18 protein-coding genes and 2 pseudogenes are annotated in these 19,118 nt (G+C 32.7%); 16 read left to right on the top strand and 4 right to left on the bottom strand.

Annotation, left to right across the window (positions count from 1 at the left end; genetic code table 11):
• Positions 1-7 precede the first annotated feature (7 nt).
• The 3 genes from KNQ12_RS14595 (at position 8) to KNQ12_RS14605 (ending at position 3,444) form a co-directional block, all read left to right on the top strand.
• Complete coding sequence (locus KNQ12_RS14595) at positions 8-400, top strand: hypothetical protein (RefSeq protein ID WP_055966292.1); 393 nt, start codon at positions 8-10, stop codon at positions 398-400.
• A gap of 252 nt (positions 401-652) precedes the next feature.
• The gene (locus tag KNQ12_RS14600) at positions 653-2,545 is read left to right on the top strand and encodes a hypothetical protein (protein ID WP_214775489.1); all 1,893 of its coding nucleotides are present in this window, start codon (positions 653-655) and stop codon (positions 2,543-2,545) included.
• Complete coding sequence (locus KNQ12_RS14605) at positions 2,542-3,444, top strand: ATP-binding cassette domain-containing protein (RefSeq protein WP_214749164.1); 903 nt, start codon at positions 2,542-2,544, stop codon at positions 3,442-3,444. The genes KNQ12_RS14600 and KNQ12_RS14605 overlap by 4 nt, the downstream gene beginning before the upstream one ends.
• A 694-nt stretch (positions 3,445-4,138) precedes the next feature.
• On the opposite strand, the pseudogene KNQ12_RS17280 reads toward KNQ12_RS14605, so the two are convergent.
• The 3 genes and pseudogenes from KNQ12_RS17280 to KNQ12_RS17290 all read right to left on the bottom strand — a co-directional run.
• Positions 4,139-4,627 (bottom strand): annotated as a pseudogene (locus KNQ12_RS17280) (IS3 family transposase); the annotation flags it as partial.
• A 151-nt stretch (positions 4,628-4,778) separates the two neighbouring features.
• Positions 4,779-4,952, bottom strand: a pseudogene (locus tag KNQ12_RS17285) (IS3-like element ISBsp3 family transposase); the annotation flags it as partial.
• Between the two features lie 89 nt (positions 4,953-5,041).
• Positions 5,042-5,467 carry an HTH domain-containing protein gene (locus KNQ12_RS17290; RefSeq protein WP_421017750.1) on the bottom strand — a complete coding sequence of 142 codons (426 nt, stop codon included), beginning with the start codon at positions 5,465-5,467 and terminating at the stop codon, positions 5,042-5,044.
• A gap of 322 nt (positions 5,468-5,789) precedes the next feature.
• Here KNQ12_RS17290 and KNQ12_RS14615 point away from each other — a divergent pair, with 322 nt between their 5' ends.
• Positions 5,790-6,539: a phospholipase A2 family protein gene (locus tag KNQ12_RS14615; RefSeq protein ID WP_055966276.1), complete on the top strand. Its 750-nt coding sequence runs from the start codon at positions 5,790-5,792 to the stop codon at positions 6,537-6,539.
• A 27-nt stretch (positions 6,540-6,566) separates the two neighbouring features.
• Complete coding sequence (locus tag KNQ12_RS14620; protein WP_055966274.1) at positions 6,567-6,893, top strand: hypothetical protein; 327 nt, start codon at positions 6,567-6,569, stop codon at positions 6,891-6,893.
• Between the two features lie 99 nt (positions 6,894-6,992).
• Here the strand turns inward: KNQ12_RS14620 and KNQ12_RS14625 are convergent, their stop codons facing one another.
• Positions 6,993-7,232, bottom strand: a complete 240-nt coding sequence (locus KNQ12_RS14625) for a hypothetical protein (protein WP_055966271.1) — start codon at positions 7,230-7,232, stop codon at positions 6,993-6,995.
• Between the two features lie 1,769 nt (positions 7,233-9,001).
• Between KNQ12_RS14625 and KNQ12_RS14630 the strand changes: the two genes are divergently transcribed.
• The 11 genes from KNQ12_RS14630 to KNQ12_RS14685 all read left to right on the top strand — a co-directional run bounded on the left by KNQ12_RS14630 (position 9,002) and on the right by KNQ12_RS14685 (position 19,111).
• On the top strand, positions 9,002-9,880 hold the full coding sequence (locus KNQ12_RS14630; protein WP_214749161.1) for a S8 family peptidase: 879 nt from the start codon (positions 9,002-9,004) through the stop codon (positions 9,878-9,880).
• Positions 9,881-10,126: 246 nt separating this feature from the next.
• A complete protein-coding gene (locus KNQ12_RS14635; protein WP_214749156.1) occupies positions 10,127-10,747 on the top strand; it encodes a sigma-70 family RNA polymerase sigma factor in 621 nt (206 codons plus the stop codon).
• Positions 10,744-10,908 (top strand): YvrJ family protein, encoded by a 165-nt coding sequence (locus tag KNQ12_RS14640; protein WP_075643114.1) that lies wholly within the window; start codon positions 10,744-10,746, stop codon positions 10,906-10,908. The genes KNQ12_RS14635 and KNQ12_RS14640 overlap by 4 nt, the downstream gene beginning before the upstream one ends.
• 5 nt (positions 10,909-10,913) lie before the next feature.
• Complete coding sequence (locus KNQ12_RS14645; protein ID WP_055966263.1) at positions 10,914-11,150, top strand: helix-turn-helix domain-containing protein; 237 nt, start codon at positions 10,914-10,916, stop codon at positions 11,148-11,150.
• A 21-nt stretch (positions 11,151-11,171) separates the two neighbouring features.
• The gene (locus tag KNQ12_RS14650; protein WP_055966260.1) at positions 11,172-11,426 is read left to right on the top strand and encodes a glutaredoxin family protein; all 255 of its coding nucleotides are present in this window, start codon (positions 11,172-11,174) and stop codon (positions 11,424-11,426) included.
• A 1,008-nt stretch (positions 11,427-12,434) separates the two neighbouring features.
• Positions 12,435-13,373 (top strand): IS30 family transposase, encoded by a 939-nt coding sequence (locus tag KNQ12_RS14660; RefSeq protein ID WP_214749150.1) that lies wholly within the window; start codon positions 12,435-12,437, stop codon positions 13,371-13,373.
• 430 nt (positions 13,374-13,803) lie between these two features.
• On the top strand, positions 13,804-14,034 hold the full coding sequence (locus KNQ12_RS14665; protein WP_230088609.1) for a mersacidin family lantibiotic: 231 nt from the start codon (positions 13,804-13,806) through the stop codon (positions 14,032-14,034).
• Between the two features lie 30 nt (positions 14,035-14,064).
• Positions 14,065-14,259, top strand: coding sequence for a lichenicidin A2 family type 2 lantibiotic (locus KNQ12_RS14670; RefSeq protein WP_055970079.1), 195 nt, complete (start codon positions 14,065-14,067; stop codon positions 14,257-14,259).
• Positions 14,260-14,329: 70 nt separating this feature from the next.
• Positions 14,330-17,350 (top strand): type 2 lanthipeptide synthetase LanM, encoded by a 3,021-nt coding sequence (gene lanM, locus KNQ12_RS14675; RefSeq protein WP_214749147.1) that lies wholly within the window; start codon positions 14,330-14,332, stop codon positions 17,348-17,350.
• Between the two features lie 14 nt (positions 17,351-17,364).
• Positions 17,365-18,084, top strand: coding sequence for a flavodoxin family protein (locus tag KNQ12_RS14680; RefSeq protein ID WP_055970072.1), 720 nt, complete (start codon positions 17,365-17,367; stop codon positions 18,082-18,084).
• 97 nt (positions 18,085-18,181) lie between these two features.
• Positions 18,182-19,111 (top strand): M50 family metallopeptidase, encoded by a 930-nt coding sequence (locus KNQ12_RS14685; RefSeq protein ID WP_156357228.1) that lies wholly within the window; start codon positions 18,182-18,184, stop codon positions 19,109-19,111.
• Positions 19,112-19,118 lie beyond the last annotated feature (7 nt).

Here is a 19,118-nt window from a genome sequence, read left to right on the forward strand (position 1 = left end):
TAAACAAATGGTTAATTTGGCAGTTAGCAACAAAAAAACTGCACCTAAAATGTTAGCACTAGGTGCATTGGCAGTTTTACTAGCAACAACGAGTGTTTCAGCAGCAACATCTACAGCATCACTAAACTATACAGCAAGTGCTGAGGGCGGAAAAATTAATATTCACGATGGCTCGTCACGTATGACAGTAACTAATAGCGGTGGAGGACCATTCCAATTAATCGGATACGCTAAAAAAAGTATTGTAGTTTTACCTGATCCAACTGTTCATACTAGCTATGCTCGCCCTGTTACAGAGGTAAAATCATCATTTTCTCCAGCACCATCCACATATTACGCAGAAGCATGGGCAGAATATAGTTCTAAAGATATCCGCGGAACTGTAAAGATTACAGATTAATGATATAAGACCTTTCTAATAATTAGAAAGGTCTTATTATACTAATTTCATATAGAAGGTGTGAATAATTTGAAGAAAATCATAAATTCATTCGTATTTTATTCAAAGATTAATTACAAAAATCCATTATTTATCGTATCTTCACTTTTTAGCTTTATCTATCTATCAATAATGATCTATACATACACGTTGTCCGAGATCTCTAACCCCGGGAACTTTCTACAATTGTCGTCTTTCTTAATACAGGGGAGCATGCTAGTATTTGTTTTTTTAGGTTATCATGCTGCAATTACTGAAACAAAAGAAGATATTAATAACTTTTTTAGCTCGATACCTAATAGTATAAGTGTCAAAAGTATTTCAAATTATTTCTTTGTATTTGTAAATAACATCTTATTCTCAGTAGGATCTACACTGATAATATTGATGATATTCTATTTTTCAGGATACAGAGAATCAGAAATCTACGTTAACTCAATCAAATTTATTATGCTGTATTGGTTCTTCCCAAATTTAATTATTTCTTTAATTGGATTTTACATCGGACAAATTTCAAATAGTAAAATTAATTATTCCGTACTAATTTTAATATGGCTGGTCCTTTCTCCTACAAACGTTTATGTTTTAGAACCATTTTTTAATATACTCGGCATGAAAGAGATCCCTGCCTTTATTCATCTTGGAATTGATAATCCTCAAATGTCTTACAACGCATTAAGCGGGTTTTTATTTCCGCAAGGAGATCTAACAAATAAATACGTTTGGACGTTAATGCTGTTTCTATTGATAGCAATCAAATTATTTAATAATTCGTATTCGTTTTTTAAATTCCAAAAAAGTTTAGCACTAACGCTCATTATACCGGTGTTAGTAGTAGGATTTTCAAATTTTCAAAAAAATGAAAAAATTACACCTGAAAAATTTAACAAAAGAAATATCAACGAGTTGGATTACTATTACAACTATACTCCTGAAAAAGTAAACTCGTTAAAGAACTTTGATTACGACATTAAACAATACGATATTCAATTGAGCATTGAGAATCAGTTAAAAAGCGAAGTGAAGATTTACTTTAAAGACGAAGAAAAGGGTGAAAAAGTTTTTTCTTTATATCATCAATTTTCTGTATCTTCTATAAAAGATGAGGAGAGAAAAGTAGTTAGATTTAAGCAAGATAAGGACTTTTTAAAAATTTACTTAGATAGACCGACAAAGTCCATTGTTATTAATTATAAAGGTAGTTCATCTCCGTTTATGGAAGCTAAAGCATCACATGCATACTTACCATTTTATTTCTCGTGGTACCCTGTAAAATCAGTAAATCCTGCAATGAAAAGTGTTTACAATTCAAATACGCGATTATCAGTGTATGATACATCAAAAATAAAGTTCAATTTAAAATTGAATGGCAACGTTCAATTAATGGATAGTCTTGGAGAAAAAAACAATAATACGTATCAAATAACAAGTGATAGCGGGATAAACATTATTTATGGTGAGCTCAAAGACAAAACCATTAATAATTATCGTGTTGTGTACCCGATTACTTGGGAAAATAATATTGAGACTATAGCTAAATACATTGACAAATTAAGAGAAACATTTAATCTTATAAATCAAGTTTTTCATAAAAAAGCTTATAAATTTCCTGAAAATATTTATATTGTACCTGGAAGAGGCGCAAATGATGTTTTACCTACAGAAACTATGTGGTACCAAAAAAACAAAAATCTATTTATTTTAGTAAGTCCTTATGAACATCACAATAAATTAACTTTTGATATCATGAGCAAAGATATTTCATATCAACTCGTAGGTGCTATGACATGGAAAATACAAAATAACTATACCGAAAATGACAATATTCCAATCATATTTAATGTCTTAACAACAAATTACATTAATAAAATGCATAAAATAGCAAAAGAAGAGTATTCGGAAGGTGATTTTTGGATCAGTGAAGTATATGACAATGAATCTAAAAAAAATAAAAAATATATTGAAGAAATAATCAACTTTATTAGCACAAGTGATGATGACAAAGCTGCAAGATTATTAAGAAGATGGAACGATTTAATGAGGAACAAAGAACTTACATGGTATCAATTAAAAAATCAATTGATTAAATCAGGAGGTAACAAATGATTTATATTAAAAATATTTCAAAAATCAAAAATAAAAAAAGTATTTTAGATGATGTTTCACTAAATATTGAAGGAATATACGGGTTAATTGGACCAAACGGTGCTGGAAAAACAACATTGATGAGAGCTATTGCAGGCATTATTAGTGTTGATAATGGAACGATTGACTTAGAGCATTCAGATGATCTTAGTATAAAACCTAAGAAGATTAAAGACATTCGGAATCTGATTGGCTATCTTCCACAAGATTTTAATTTATACCCGAAAGCAACTGTACAAGATTGTTTAAATCATATTGCAATACTTAAAGGGTTAAAAAATAGTGATGAAAGAGCAAAGAGAATTGATTATGTACTTAAAAAAGTAAATTTACTTGAATCAAAAACTAAACAAGTTGGAAATTTATCTGGTGGAATGAGAAAAAGACTTGGGATTGCACAATTATTTTTAACTGATCCTCAAATTATCATAGTTGACGAGCCGACATCTGGATTAGATATTTACGAAAGAATACGTTTTAGAAACTTATTGAAGGAACTTTCTAGAGAAAAAACTGTAATTATTTCTTCGCATATTGTAGAAGATATTGAATTTTTATGTACAAAAGTAGGGATCATTAAAGAGGGGAAATTACTTGTTGAATCAACCCCCCAAGCGCTTGCTAGCTATGCGAAAGGGTTAGTTTGGGAAATGAAAATAAATCATGATAGTTTAAATGAAATATTAAATAAATATATGGTTATTGAAGTTGATGAGATCAATATAGATACAATAAAAGTGAAAATTATTTCTACAGAAAATCCAGGAGGCGCGGTAGCAGTAAATCCTCGTTTTGTAGATGGTTATGTATCTATTATTAAAGAGCTAGGTGGTGAACAGTTTAGTGAAATTTCAAATTAAAAGTATTGGCTTTAATTTTTATATTCCTATTATTATAGCTTTATCATTAATGATTTATCTTTTAGGTTTCTATAACTCTAAATTTGATGCACAGTTCTTTTTAGTTCTTCAGATCATTTTTGTTCCGTCAATTTCATTATGGTCGTCACTTTTAGTGTACAGTCTCTATCATGAAAATTCAGAAGAAATAATGATTCAACTACCAAGTCAAAAAATTGCTAAATATAATGCTTATTTTATAAGCCTATTTTCACTATTGATCATTATTTTAGTTACTATATTTTGTATTAAGAGCGAAAGTTTTTCTTTTATCAGCTTATTTTTATTATTATTTACTCAGTCCTTGATACTATCAATTACTTCATTTTTAAGTAGTATACTTTTTAAAAGTGTTGAGGTGTCTTTACTAATAGTAATTATGTACTGTGGATCAGAGGGGTTGACGGGTGGGAAATTAATTCCATGGCCACATATTTTTTATTTTGATACTCAATTTACCATCAAAATAATTATTATAAATTTATTTGTTACTTTGATCTATTTAAGTATATGCACATGGATTTCTATAAAATATTTGAGAACGATTGAAAGAAGAATTCCATTTATTTAAATAAGTATAAATCAAAAAATGACTTGTCCTTTTTAATGAACTGAGCCCCGTAAAATGGACAGTTTAATAAAAAGACCAAGTTTTCTACGCTGCGATCAGATGGTTCCGATATTGTTTCGGGGTCATCTTTTTTAGGTTCCATTGACCGCGCTCGCAGTTGTAATAGCTGATGTAGTCCCCGACTATCTCTCGGACCTCCTCGATTGATTCGCACGAACGGTTGGTGACATAGTCCTTCAAATGACCGAAGAACGATTCGATCGGTGCGTTGTCGAGACAGTTGCCCCGACGGGACATGGACTGAACCAGTCCGAGGTCGCCAATGAGTCGCTGGTAGCTCGGATGGGTGTAGTGAAAGCCTTGGTCCGAATGAATCATTGCCTCGGGATGTCGCTTCTCTTGGAGATGCTCTTCGAGCTTTTTCATCGTCTGAAAGACGAGGTCCATGTGAAGACTCGTGGACAATTGGTGTGCCACGATCCCGCGTGTGGCGACGTCCTTCACACAAGACAGATAGACGTTCTCGCCGGAGGCGATAGGGAGGTAGGTGATATCGGTCACGAATACTTTCCCGGGCTCGCTCTGCCGGGAACTCGCGGTTCAATCGGTTCGGCACGACGCGGTGCTCGTGCGTCGCCCGAGAGAGCTTGCGATAAGAGTTCATCCTCCGGATTTTGGTCACGGTGTTATATTTGCGCATCAGCCGAAGAATCCGTTTATGGTTGATCGGGAAACCGAGGGTAGCGAACACCTCCATGTACAGCCTCCGATAACCGACTTTGCCTTTGTGGCTATCATGGATTTTCTTGAGGAGTGTCGCATCTAGATAATCATGCTCTTCCCGAAGGGAATCCGCCTCGGCACGGTTCAACCAAGCGTAATAGCCACTGCGGCTCACTCCGGCAATCTCACATAGTGGGCAGACGAGATTCTTAAACTGTGCGATGCGGATGACGGTGTTGATGGCCTGATATTTCTCTGCTGGTGTCAGTTCGTACGTTTCGCCTGCCCCTCTAACTGCTCTAGCTTTTTTAAGAGCTCGTTCTCTGCCGTCAGGTATTTGATCCGTGCCTCTGCCTTCGCCAACCGTCTCTCCATCGACTCGTCTGTCTTCGAGCGTCCGCCTCCCAGAGCCTTTCCACGTTTGTCGTTCCGAAGACCCTCCTCTCTGTCATTTCGGAACGTTTGACGCCAGCGAATCAACGCGGAATGCGCTTTTCGTTTCCCGATCACCGTCAGGTCGAATCCAGCCTCCGTGAAGATTTGTTGAGGTCCTTTTCCTTCAATATTCTCACGTACAGCTTTGACCTTGAACTCGGCCGTGTACTGGATTGAACGTTCTGATACGGAAGCGACGTTCGGATTTTCTTCGAGCTGGTTGATTTGAGTCATAGTGAAGGTGATTTTACTCATGGTTGTTTCTCCCGTCTGAATGAATAGGTTCATTATAGCGATTCGTATGCACACGAAAAACCCCGAATGATACACTTTTTTATAAGTGTTTATCATTCGGGGTTCAGTTCATAATCGGATTAAGTCATTTTTTGATTTATTTTGAATGAGAATAGCTTGGTTATATTTTTAATATGAGTACAAAAACTTGATCTGACATTTGTTGAAAGACTTTATACATTAATAAATAAGAAAAAGTAGATGTAATAGGTTGTATATGTTCTACTATAAACTTCTTTCTACAATATCAGCTGATAATAAAATGAAGGGAAGATGTTAATTTATGCTTATCGGTAAACGGTTAGAAGAACAAGAAATTAAATTTATTCTACATGACATCAAAGAAAATAAGAAGTTAAAAAATCTAATTGAAGAAATGAATCATAAACAAAAATTTGAATTTAATCCTCAAGAAGTAAAAGTCATTCAAGCAATTGAGTTTGATGCGAAAAAAGAAGAAGATGTTGTAACTGCAAAATCGATTTATTTTGAAGTAGCCAGCAATGTAAAGATTCGTTATATTACTCGATATCGAAATAATGATTTATCGACTCAAAATGACTTTTTTGTAGGTGAATATTATAACGAAGATAATGATGAAGTTACATTGAATAATTATACTGCTCGAAGCGAAAATTATATTAAGTTTTCAGAATCGACTTTTGATCAAGAATTAATCGCCTTGTATAAAGAAAAAAATGATAAAGAAGAAAGTGAGTTTCCTTTTTATCAAGATTATGTACCTGGAATGTTAAATGGAGATGTAGAGGCAAATGGTGTTTTTGATGGCTGTTTAGCTGGAGGTTATATTTGGTGTGGTCAAGCTTGTGGTGGTTCGTCAGCTTGTACTTCAACTAAAAAAGGAATCAATGGACTAGATAATTGCTGTAAAACACATGATTGCTGTTATACAAAACGAGGTGTAAGTTACCCTAACTGTTACTGTGATCAAAGATTATGTGACTGTGCTCAAGCAGCAGGTAAAACATTTAATACACCTGTAGTAGAAGCAGTAATGTGCTTTGTTTGCTAATAAAAAAAAGGAGAAGGAGATAAAAAAATGGAAAAGAATAAAAATGATGTAGAGGCTTTAGTATCAAGTAACGGAATTTCTATCGCTATTGGAGATAGAGTGGTCAATGGAACAAAAATGAATTTTACAAACGGTCTGGCACGAATCTCTGCTAAGAATACAAGTTCAAATGCAGTAATGGGTGTTCATATTGTAGACGTGGCAGGATTCGATGAACCAGTTAAAGAGTGGTTTTTGCAGCCAGGGCAATCGTTAAATCAGTCAAATATTAAAGTTAAAAAGGATTATTTGTATCTTCGATTGACAAGTTACAGTCAAAATGCGACAGGTCATGCTACATTGACTAAACTGTAAAAAATAAAAATTTCTCAAATTAATTAATCGAATGAATATAAATATAAATCCTAGTATTAGTGGTCATCTAATGTACTAGGATTTATATTTAATAAAATATTACAGGATTCCTAAAAATCCTAAAATTGATAATACAAATAGAAGTAAAAGAATACCCATTGCTATAAAAGCAAGATTTTTTCCGATACCTTTTTTACTAAACATAGCAGTTAATAAAGCTAACAGCATACCACCAATTAAATAATTTGTTCCCCAAAATCCGTTGACTGGAAGTACGCTAAATGTAATTAAAGTAAAAATAATTATCCCAATAGAAATCCACCCAAGATTTTTTGTCATGATGAAACCTCCTTTTATTACTAAATTAATTTTAGTATTTAGTATATAGTAACACATAAGTGTAAAAATAAAGGTTATACTATTTGAATTATTTAAGAAGATGATTATTTTTTACTAATTAATATTTCTTATGAATAGGACTAAAATATCGATATTCCATAAAAAAAGAATTTCGTGAAATGGTGCTTCTTTAAAAATTTTGATTAATGAGTAGAGTAAAAAAACCTTTAATTTACTAACACGACAATTTTATATAAATCCCAAATTTAGATTTTTTCGAAACACTTTTAAAATGTAGTAACTAAACTGAACTTTAGAGTTTAGAAAAAGTATTTGAATTGATTTAAGCTGCCATTAAGATGACTTCGGTATTGTACCGGAGTCATCTTTTGTCGTTTCCATTATTTTCGTTCGTTACTGTAATAATCAATAGATGCAACAATCATAGTTATACTTCATCGAGATTAGCTACTAATTACTAATCGAAACATCTTTAAAGCACCCAAAGAATACTTGGATCAGGACATTATTCAGTCAGTTTTCTGTATGCGACATGTATATAAACATTCCAACTCATGAATGAGTGATTAATAAGCAGGATAGGTATTTGAACTTCATTGGAATGTATTATGAATTGCGAGTAGCATATATTCTCGTGTAGTCATTCTACGAGTATATTCCTTGTATGATGCAGGTTTCATATAAAAGTTTGTAGATTCATAATATGCCATCATTTCAAGGGTGCGGAATCTTTCAAATAAGAGAGATAAACTACTTGGATAAAGTCAATACGAAGATAAGTGTTGTCTATAGCAAATATCTTACTATTTCTCTGACCGAGCTGATGGTTTGAGTCGTTTGATCCACTCTCAGTGTTATATGTCGCTATAGACATTTTATGCAAAATGCTCTGCCTACGGATCTTCATCGCATTCTTCAAGCAAGGAGAAATATGCCAGTGCCAAATAATTCTTGCGATTGACCTTAATGAGCATATACAGAGCCTTGGCAATCGGTTAAATGATTGCCTTCGTAAAAAATATAATGGTCATATAGTGATCACACGTCATTATTTTAAATTCTTCATTTCTCTTTTAAAACCATAAATTTGTTCTTTGCTGTAAGGTACTTAGTTCGTACTTCAGATTTCCCAAGGCTTCATCCGATGGAAGCTTCCTTTTTCGGTTAACGTCAAAGTTGAATCTTTCACATTTATCATTAAAACTCTTTTATCCATATATAAATTGTAGTGAACCATACTTTCACTACTTCGTTTGTTGTTTACTTAGCAATCATGTTACAGGGTAAAGAACAAATTGTATCGGCGCTTACCAACTGGATTCGAAAGTATCGCTCGAATTTTAAATTCTCCTTTGAAAACTTGCGATCTGATATGAAGGCGATGTGGAAAGTTGTTTGCGTTGATCTGTATTAATGATAAATCTGTTCATGGATAGTTCTCCTATTTAAACTGAGTAACTATAATATATCGATAACTTTAACTAACGTTTTAATTAAGGGGCCACTGCTTATTGATTAGTTTAACTTTACAGCTGATGTGTCACTTTTTACTTTTTGAGAGCTTAAATAATAAATTGAAGAAGATGATTATTTCTGCGAAGAATTTATTAACAAAAATTTTCATATCATAAAAAACATAAATAAAATAAAAATACATAATTATTTAATTTAATTCCAATAAAAAGTTGTTATAAGGCTTCTTAATACCTCTTTATAGGTTATTAAAGGCAATTTATGGAGGTTATTAATTGGCTAAAAAAGATTATGTGTCACCAAGTGTGTTGTCTGTAGGAATCGAAACAAAATGGCAAAAAGGATTCTACGGAGAAGGAATAGTCATTGCAGTTTTAGATACCGGTTGTGACGTGATGAACTTAGATCTGAAAGACAGAATGATTGATGGATATAATTTCACCGAAGAGTTCAATGGAGATACAAATAATTATGGAGATACAAATGGTCATGGATCACATGTAGCTGGAATAATTGCAGGATCTAACAATAATTATGGCATTCAAGGTATTGCTCCCAAAGTATCTTTACTGATAGTAAAGGTGTTAAATGGTAGTGGAAAAGGTTCACTTGAACTTCTTTCTGAAGGACTAAAATATGCAATGAATTGGCGAGGTGATAATAATGAACGTGTCAAGATTATTTCTCTATCATTAGGAGTTCGAAAGTACGATAAAAAGCTACATGATCTTATCAAACAAGTTGATAAAAAAGGAATAACTGTTGTTGCAGCAGCTGGAAACGATGGTGATGGAGATTTGACTACGATGGAATATCGATATCCTGCTTCTTTTAAAGAAGTGATTTCAGTTGGTGCAATTGATGAATCAATTAAAAATATAGCTGATTTTTCAAATTCAAATGAATATGTAGATGTATATGCTCCAGGAGTAAATATCTATTCGAACTCTTTGAATAATGAATTTATCGAAATGAGTGGTACTTCAATGGCAGTTCCTTTTGTAGCTGGATCTTTAGCAATTTTAATTGAGGAATATGAGAAAAAAGCTACTAGATCTATTTCTACAAAAGAAGTATTCGAAATTTTGATGAGTCACACAACTATAGAGTTTATCGAGAAGACAATGATTAAATCTTTAAATTTAGAAAAGTAATAAATTGGAGGTGGCTTTGTGAAAGAGACAAGTGAGTTGATTTTAAAATGCTTTTGTGAAAGTCGAAAAACACAAGCTTTTTTCTCAAAATGCTTAAGTGAAAATTTAAGCGAAACTGAAAGAAGTTTCATTATTGAGCTCATAAAAGATTCAAGTAACTTATCTGAAAAGATTAGCAACTACTGTAAAGAATAATTTTTTTTCGTTAATATGAGAACATACGTTTTTATTTCTTTGGGGGAAACTATGGATAAAGATAGATTAAACGATTTAGATGAGAAAATAGGTGAATTTTTTGATGCTAATCAAGAGTTTTTAAATAACAAAATTATTAAAAATTTTTTGAATAACATCGAAAATCAAGAGCTTTTACTAAATGTTATTGAGAATCCAAATGAGAATAATAAAAATAAAATTGATGAATCGTTCAAAAAATTTTATTTTAACGTTCGATTTATCTCATTTATATCTCAGACTATATACTTTAGTGCAATTAATTTTGATAAGAAAATAAGACTTGTAAATAGTAGATTTCCGTTGATCGCTGATTCTAATTTAAAAGAAGATGATCAATTATCAATTAAAGATTTAATAGTTGATGATAAGGCCCATATCGATATTGAACAAATAATAAATGATGAGAATTTAGAAAAATATGTCGGAGACGAGAAATTACTACAGGCAATTCTTCTACTAACAGAAACTCAAAAAAAAATCATTAGTTTATCCTACATTGATGGACTATCAGATACTGAAATCGCTAGAAAGCTCAACAAGTCTCAGCAGACTGTATCAAAAACTAGAAAAAAAGCGCTAGAAAACATACATTCTCATTTAAATTTAGTTGAAAGGAGAACACTTGAATGACGGTAATTGAGTTACCACAATGGATTTCAATACTTGGAAATTTTGGATTTCCTATAGTGATTACTATGTATCTATTCATGAGATTTGAAAAGAAAATTGAAAATCTTGAAGTCGTAATTAGTCAACTATCAAGCGTAATACAGACGCATAAAAAGGATTGATTAAAATGGATCTATACGAATTAGTATCGAAATCAAAAAATGATGATCTTGCTCTTGAAAAAATCATTACTATGTTTGAACCCAAAATAAAAAAATCTTTGTCACTCACGACAAATCAGAATAAAGATGATCTCTCACAAGAACTGAAGTATAAATTAATAACCTCGATTAAACAGTACGATGTAAATTCAACTCCAGGATTTTGGGAGATTTATAATAAATCAAAAAAAGAAGTAGTTTAATTAAAAAGGAGAAAAATAAAAATGAAAATTACAGTATATACATCTGAAAATTGTACGTTTTGTAAATTGCAAAAGGAATTTATGTTAGAGAAAGGATTAAATTACACTAATGTCAACATTTATGAGAGTAAAGAAAAGTTTGATGCATTTAAATCAGAGGATGGAATAGGTACTCCATTAACGATTGTTGAAAAAGACAATGGTGAGAAAGTAAAAATTCATGGATTTAATTTATTAGAAATCGAAAAGCAATTACAGCTGAGCGATAATAATTAATTTTCATACTTCGTGTAAGAAAAATCATGAAGGAGTTTCAGATTGAACTTTAGGTACTATATGAAATTGATGTGTGCTCGTTGATTATGATTTTATAAAATGATTCTGATTTTGTATAGAAATCATTTTAATTTTATAATTCATGTTTAGAGTTCCTATAAAAATGAGCTTCAAATAAGTCGTTCTCAAGAAAAAAATGTAAGTTCAATAAAAGCACCCTTGACGTTTCAAGCTGATATGAGATGGCTTCGGTATTGTACCGGAGTCATCTTTTGTAGTTTCCATTGTATTGTAATAATCAATGTAAGCATCGACCATGGCACAAACCTCATCGAGGTCAGATACTAATTTATAATCGACATAATCTTTCAAGTGCCCAAAGAACGACTTCATCTGGGTATTATCCAGGCAGTTTTTCTCTACGAGATATGGATTGAAGCATTCCCATCTTAACTTATACGTGTTTGATAAGCAGAATGCGTATAATGGAATCCTTGATTGGAAGGTATCATGGCTTCTAGCGAACATTCGCTTGGAGTCGTTCTGCGAATTTATTCGTTGTATGAAGGGCGGGTTCCGTATGGAAGCTTGTAGATACATGATGTGCCATCATTCCACGTCGCTCACTCCATAAATGCGATATATCTTCCACCACCGTTTTAACGCTTAGTTCTTCGTTTGCTTACCAATCATGCCCAGGCCAAAGCCGCTTTCCTCAAAGGTTTGTATCGGTCGCTTAACAGCTAAATTCTCCTTTATATTGAATTGCACGATCTAATACAGAGGCTATGTGAAGATCCATTTCAAGTTGTCTGGTTTGATCTGGATTAAAGTCGCGTTTGCTCATGAATAGTTCTCGCATCTAAATTGAATAGGCACAGTATATAGATACCTTTAAACACGACGAATTGTAATATTAAGTGCAACACCTAACTGAAAACACAAAAAACCCCATAACGGCCTCGTGTAGAATAGAGTTACCACACAAAATTCAACGGAGGATTCGTTATGAGCTATGTTCATCTTACCACATCAGAAAGAGTCAAAATAGAGACATATCTCGAGCTAGATTTTTCTATCCGAAAGATTGCTGGACGCCTAGGGCGTCAAACTTCTACGATTTCACGAGAATTGAAACGAAATCCTCACTATGACTCTTCCCATGCCGACAAGCGTTATGTGGAGCGGAAGAAGAAGTGCGGTGCACGGACGAAGTTTACGATCGAAAAAGGAGTCCGCATCCTCGAAAAGTTACGAGAGACCTGGTCCCCTGAACAGATTGCCGGACGATTATTCCAAGACGAAGGACTCTCGTTCAAGACCATTTATCGTTGGATTTATATGGGCCTCGTCGAGGCCGATTTTGGACTCCTCCGACAAAAAGGAAAGCGTCAGAAACCACGTGAGACGCGTGGACGCTTCAACGTCGGACTGCCGATCAGTAAACGTCCGGCTGACGTCAAAGCGCGCCAAACGTTCGGACATTGGGAGTTGGATACTGTTGTCTCGGGTAGAGGGAAATCTAAAGCCTGTGTCGCAACGTTCGTCGAGCGAAAGAGCCGCTTCTATCTCGCTGTACCGATGGAAGATCGGTCCGCTCAATCGATGGAGTCTGCGATTCAAGCATTGCATCTTTACTTCCCGTTGGGAACGTTCCAAACTGCGACGACAGATCGTGGAAAAGAGTTTAGTTGTCATGAACGAATTCGTGACACGTTAGGCGTACCGATGTATTTTGCGGATCCGTATTCTTCTTGGCAGCGTGGGAGTAACGAGAACGCCAATGGTCTTCTCCGTGAATTTTTCCCGAAGGGGACAGATTTCGGAAAGGTCAGTCGTGCTGAACTCGCTCAAGCGCTCGCCTGGATCAATGGGAGACCGCGAAAATGTCTCAACTGGAAAACTGCATACGAGGTCTTCACAGAAGAAGTGTTGCACTTAATTTGACAAACCGTCATAAGATAAAAATTAAAAGCATAGAAAACTAGAAGCTAACTTATTGGTTGCTAAATAACTAATCAAATGTCTAATGATTTCATTTTTACGGAATCATTAGACATTTTTGTAAACGCTTAATAAAAAACGGAATTAAAAAAATCTAGTTCTTTTGAACTTATTTTAAAAAAACTAACTAAATTAGGTATTTTATTAAATGTTTAAAAATGCTTACAGTCGCAATGAAAGTGAGAATCGCTAAAATTTCAAACAAAATAAGTTGAATTAAGGATTAGTATAGGACGTATTTACCAATTCCATTTAAATGGGTATTATTCCATTTTTGGTTTGTTAACATGGACATATTCAATTCGTTGTGAAACATTAGACGTAATTTTTCGCATATGAAATGAAAATATATTTTAAAAGGTGGATGTAAAAAATGACTGAAAAAGAAATCATGCTTATGAATGCAACATGTGGTGAAGGAATGAAATCGTTGGATACTGAAAAGATGTCTGAGATCTATGGTGCTTCAGATGTAGATCCGCGTTGGACTCCAGTAATTTCTCTTGTAGCTCGTTCAATTGTAAAAAGCACAAAAGCTTGTATTGGTGCAGGAGCATCTGCCATCAGTGGAATTGTAAGTCACAATAAAGATTGCTTAGGATAAAACTAAAACTAATAATACTTGGAGGTTCTGATGGAAAACCTTAAAAGTCTTGATGCTGTAGGAACAAGCCTTAAAGAATTGTCTGAAGAAGAGATGAATGAAATTTTTGGTGGATCTACTGATGTAGATGTTAGGTCATCACTGGTTTGTTCTGCTTTACTTTCTTTTGTCGGCAGTTACTTAGCTTCTGCAGGATTGAAGTGCGGAAAAGATAATAAAAAATAAGAATAGCGTGGGCGACTTCGGTCGCTCACTTCTGAGTTTTTAATTTTGAGATTAGAATGGAGGCACTAAAATGAAAAATCTTTTTAAAGCTTTAACTATCAAAGAAAGGTATGAAATCTTACAAAGAACGAATATCTCGAATGTTCATCCATCATTGTTAAAGTGGAGACAAGAGATGTCTATCATTTCTGAGAATACATTCAACGAAATGCTGAAAACAAAGAGTTTAAACAAAAATATTTTTTCTCATGCGATTTGTTATCAACCAGAATTTGAATTGCAAGAAAAATATCAAAAAGTTGCTGCTGAATCAGACTGGTATAAATTTTACGATCGTGGGATAAAGAATATTTTAGATTCAAATGAAACATATGATAATTTTTCGAATGTAATCCGTCCATTTATAGAAAATATTAAAATTGATTTAAAACAACTATTTTTTAGAGATTCCTCAAAAAATATTTTTTCTACACCTGTTTTCGAACAGGTAATTCTATACATAACAAATGAGTTATCGGAAATTGTTCATAAAACACTTGTATTAGAGTTGAACCTTGAAAAAGAGCAAGGCTTATTAATTGGAGAATCACCTGAAGAGCGTTATATGCATTTTGTTAAATCTTTCGATCAAATAAAAAAATTGAATGCATTTTTCGATAAGTACATGGTTATTACAAGATTATTATCTTCGCGCTCACTATTCTTTATTGACCATGTTAATGAATTAGTGAACCGTATTGTCGAAGATCAAAAAGAATTAATGTGCGAATTTCGAACAGGAGATTTAAAAATTATTGGGATGAAGTTTGGTGAAGGGGACACACACCAAGAGGGAAGAACTGTAACAGTGTTAGAATTATTAGATTCAACAAAAATTGTTTATAAGCCTAAAGATTTGAAAGTGAATAAAGTATTTAATGATTTCATAAATTATATGAATGGATTAAATTACCCTAACTTTAAAAGTCTAAAGACATTGCCTACGTTAAATAAATATACATACTCGTATGAGTTATTTATAGAGCAAAAATATTGCGAATCTATAGAAGAAATTGAAGATTTTTATCATCGTTTTGGACAGCTTATGGCAATTTTCCAGATTTTAAATGGAACAGATATTCACATGGAGAATCTGATTTCGCATGGTTCGCATCCAGTCATTATTGATCTAGAAACATTAATTCAAAGACAAAATCCTTTATTCGGTCAAGAAGAAGAACTGACACTTAAAGAAATTAGAGATCGCAATTTTAAAAATGTAACGAGAACACTGTTCTTACCAACGAATGGACTAAAAACTGAAAAACTAGATTTAAGTGCATTAAATGGAAGAGAAAGCAAGTTAGATTATAAGGTCTTACAGCCAGTAAATCAGGGAACTGACGAAATGCGATATGAATATAAAGAGTTTATTTTAAAAGGATCAAAAAATTTACCGACTCTTGAAAATGACATTGTAGAAATAGACTATAAACATTATAAAAATCAAATACTAACTGGTTTTCAAACAGTGTATGAAATGATTATAAAAAATAAAGCTGAACTCTTAAACTCTAAAGTATTAGAGAAGTTCAAAAATTTAAAAGTAAGAGTTCTTTTTAGAGACACAAACCAGTATGCCACTATTCTGATGCACATGCAGCATCCTCAAATGCTGATGGATATGTTGGATAGAGAAAAAGCACTCGAAAACATGTGGGTATTTCCATATGCCGATAAATCAATTATTGATTCAGAAACTCGCGATATGATTTTTAACGATATTCCAGTATTTTTTAATGTTACTAATTCTCTTCATATTGAAGGGAATAAAAGCATGATGATTGAGAACTATTATGACTATACGCCCTATGAATATCTTTTAACTACTTTCAATGAAGTGTCTGAAAGCGAATTGCAGCATCAACTTTCAGTCATACAATTACACTTCGGTGATTTCTCAAGTGTTAGAAAAAAAGAATTATCTGCGCTAGAGACAATTTCTGAACCGTTTTCGAAATTATCATTTGAGTGGAATGAACAGATCGTATTGAATGAAATTTATGAAATTGCAGATAGCATAATTGAAAAAGCAATTGATTTGGACCATGTAAGCTGGATTATTCCGAGTAATCAATCAGATGATGATGTTTGGTCGCTGGCTCCGAGTTCGGATGATTTTTATAATGGCTCCTCTGGAATTTTACTGTTTTATTATCACTTATATAATCAAACAGGTATCAAAAAGTACAAAGAGTTTTACCAAAAACTATTGGCGCAATGTAACCCAGAATTAGTATTTGATTATAAGCTTGGACTATCGGGTTATCCAGCCTATCTGCACGCATTTTCGTATATGAATGATTTCAAAGATGACAATGCTAAGATTTTAAAATTAATTATTCAATACTGTTCTAAAATAGAAGAAATTTTGAATGATAAGAGCAATTCAATTGTTGAATTAGATTATCTTAACGGAATTACTAGCCTAATTGGAAGTTTGATACGTCTTTATGAACATACAAAAATGTCAAGAGTATTAGAGTTAGCGATAAAGTGTGGTGATTTCTTAGTGAATAAAAACGTCCCAATCAAAGATCCGAGTTTTGGTCATGGCGAGTTTGGAAAAATTGTAATTATTAAGAGATTATTTAATTTGACTCAAATCAAAAAATACAATGACTTTGCTAACTCACTTCTTTCTAATATTGATATTCCGGAAAGTCTACAATCTAGCAAAAGTCTTCATTGGTGCACAGGTTGTTTAGGGATCGATATGACAAAAAATGAAGTGTTTGACCAAGAAATGCAGGGGCATAAAGTATTTGTAAACAACTACAATCGGTTAGAAAATAAAACATTAATGAATAATGATTCAATTTGTCATGGGAATATGAGTCTCGTAGAATATTTCTTGACGTCATCAGATACGTTTGAAAAAGGTAGAAGTATTGGCATGGCGGTTATAAAGCTTAAAAATAATAATAGCGAGTATAAGTTAATGCATAATAGCAATTTTGAAGACATTAGTTTATTTACTGGAACTTCTGGCATAGGGTACCAACTTTTAAGACTGATTAACCCAGATGAAGTACCAAGCATTTTGAGTTGAAGGAGGACAAAATCATGTTAAAAAAAATATTTGTCTATGTTGGTTCACGAAATAAAGATTCACGAATATTTGATTTGACAAACCAAATTATTTCTCGATTTAAAAATCTTTGTTCTAAAGAAATTGAGCTTCAGATTGATATATATTCGCCGTTAAACACTCAATTAAATCCTTCTACAGGGTGTAGGCAGTGTTTTAATCTTGGCAAGTGTCCAAGTGAATTAAAAGATAAACCTGACGATGGAGAAATGATAAAAAGAAAAATGAAAGAAGCTGATTATATAGTTTTGGCGAGTCCTGTATATTCACACAATGTTTCTTCGGATATGAAAGTTTTAATCGATCGCTTATCATATTGGGCGCATCTATATACGCTCGTAAAAAAAGCTGGGATTGTAATTTCAACAGCTGAAAGTAATGGAGCAACATTCGTTACAGATTATCTGGAGAAAACGTTAAGTTTTATGGGGGCGTCAGTTATTCACAAAACAAATTTTATTAAAACAGAAAGTTTTTTAGCTGATACTTATGTAGAAGAGACTGTCGATTCAATGTTGCATGTTCTTGATTCTAGTTATAAATTTACTCCGACTGATTATCAAGAAACTACATTCAATACATTGAAAATTATTTTGAGTCAATATGAACAACAACATTTTGAACATAAATATTGGGTTGAAAATCATTTATTTGATTGCGACACGCTTGAGGAGTACTTTGAATCGTATGCTTAAATCTAAGTATCTACTCTTACATCCGATAACACTAAGTTTAATAATGGTCATTGTGTGTACATTCTTTTACAAGTATCAAAACGATTTTTTGTATCTTTTGATACTTCAATTATTACTCCTTATGATGGTTGTTATCGCTATTCATGAAATAGGTCACTTAGTAGCGGGATTGATACAACATGCTCAATTGCATTTCTTAACATGGTGGTTCTTGATAGCAATTCAAGTGAATGGAAAAATAAAAATTATGATAAACGAAAATGTATTTTTAGCGCTAGGGACAACAAAAATGTACTTTAAATCTAGAAAAGATATAAAAAATCTTAAAAGAAAGCTGTTATTAAACTATATTGGAGGTCCTTTAATTAACTTAGTTGTTGCAGTGATTATGTTAAGTTATCGAGCAATTGAGCCTAATACTCAACTTACCTCTAGTGACTCTTATTCTTATTTTTTAATCCTGAATTTAATAATAGGGATAATCACACTTATACCGGTAGAAGGTACTGATGGAGGAGAAATTGTTTCTCTAATGAAGAAAAGTAATGCTGAAGTAGTAGATGACTATACTGTACAGTACCTCTATTATAAGGCGATAGAAGATATTCAAGAAGATGAGTTTCTTTGGTTAGAAAAAAAAGTAACTGCAGCATCTAATGATGATGAGGTATTCTCAATTGCAATTTTAAAGGCTCATTATCACATAAATAAAAAAAATTATAATGAGGCAAGTACTTCATTAATATTTGCTCAAAAAATTGTTTCTTCGGAAATACAACAAAAAATACTAGGTTTTTATAATTCATTAATAAAAAGCCTGATTCAAAAAGAAATGAGCGAAGAATACATTGAACAGTTAAAAGAAATAAACTTTTGGTATGGAAAATGCATGTATAGTATTTCACTAAACATACTCAAACAAAATAGTAGTGACTATAAAAAAATTTGCATTTCAAAAAATGAAATTTACAAAGAAATGGTTGATCCTCATCAACAAATGATTCTATTAAAAGCGCTTAATTTATAATCAAAAA

Origin of the sequence: Exiguobacterium sp. s11, from assembly GCF_018619015.1 — a bacterium.
GTDB classification, from domain to species: Bacteria; Bacillota; Bacilli; order Exiguobacteriales; family Exiguobacteriaceae; genus Exiguobacterium_A; species Exiguobacterium_A indicum.

Coding starts and splice junctions, on each gene's coding strand:
- KNQ12_RS17290 (WP_421017750.1), bottom strand. CDS start 5,467: ATGAGTAAAATCACCTTCACTATGACTCAAATCAACCAGCTCGAAGAA.
- KNQ12_RS14600 (WP_214775489.1), top strand. CDS start 653: ATGCTAGTATTTGTTTTTTTAGGTTATCATGCTGCAATTACTGAAACA.
- KNQ12_RS14660 (WP_214749150.1), top strand. CDS start 12,435: ATGAGCTATGTTCATCTTACCACATCAGAAAGAGTCAAAATAGAGACA.
- KNQ12_RS14650 (WP_055966260.1), top strand. CDS start 11,172: ATGAAAATTACAGTATATACATCTGAAAATTGTACGTTTTGTAAATTG.
- KNQ12_RS14620 (WP_055966274.1), top strand. CDS start 6,567: ATGGAAAAGAATAAAAATGATGTAGAGGCTTTAGTATCAAGTAACGGA.
- KNQ12_RS14625 (WP_055966271.1), bottom strand. CDS start 7,232: ATGACAAAAAATCTTGGGTGGATTTCTATTGGGATAATTATTTTTACT.
- KNQ12_RS14605 (WP_214749164.1), top strand. CDS start 2,542: ATGATTTATATTAAAAATATTTCAAAAATCAAAAATAAAAAAAGTATT.
- KNQ12_RS14615 (WP_055966276.1), top strand. CDS start 5,790: ATGCTTATCGGTAAACGGTTAGAAGAACAAGAAATTAAATTTATTCTA.
- lanM (WP_214749147.1), top strand. CDS start 14,330: ATGAAAAATCTTTTTAAAGCTTTAACTATCAAAGAAAGGTATGAAATC.
- KNQ12_RS14670 (WP_055970079.1), top strand. CDS start 14,065: ATGGAAAACCTTAAAAGTCTTGATGCTGTAGGAACAAGCCTTAAAGAA.
- KNQ12_RS14640 (WP_075643114.1), top strand. CDS start 10,744: ATGACGGTAATTGAGTTACCACAATGGATTTCAATACTTGGAAATTTT.
- KNQ12_RS14635 (WP_214749156.1), top strand. CDS start 10,127: ATGGATAAAGATAGATTAAACGATTTAGATGAGAAAATAGGTGAATTT.
- KNQ12_RS14665 (WP_230088609.1), top strand. CDS start 13,804: ATGACTGAAAAAGAAATCATGCTTATGAATGCAACATGTGGTGAAGGA.
- KNQ12_RS14595 (WP_055966292.1), top strand. CDS start 8: ATGGTTAATTTGGCAGTTAGCAACAAAAAAACTGCACCTAAAATGTTA.
- KNQ12_RS14645 (WP_055966263.1), top strand. CDS start 10,914: ATGGATCTATACGAATTAGTATCGAAATCAAAAAATGATGATCTTGCT.
- KNQ12_RS14680 (WP_055970072.1), top strand. CDS start 17,365: ATGTTAAAAAAAATATTTGTCTATGTTGGTTCACGAAATAAAGATTCA.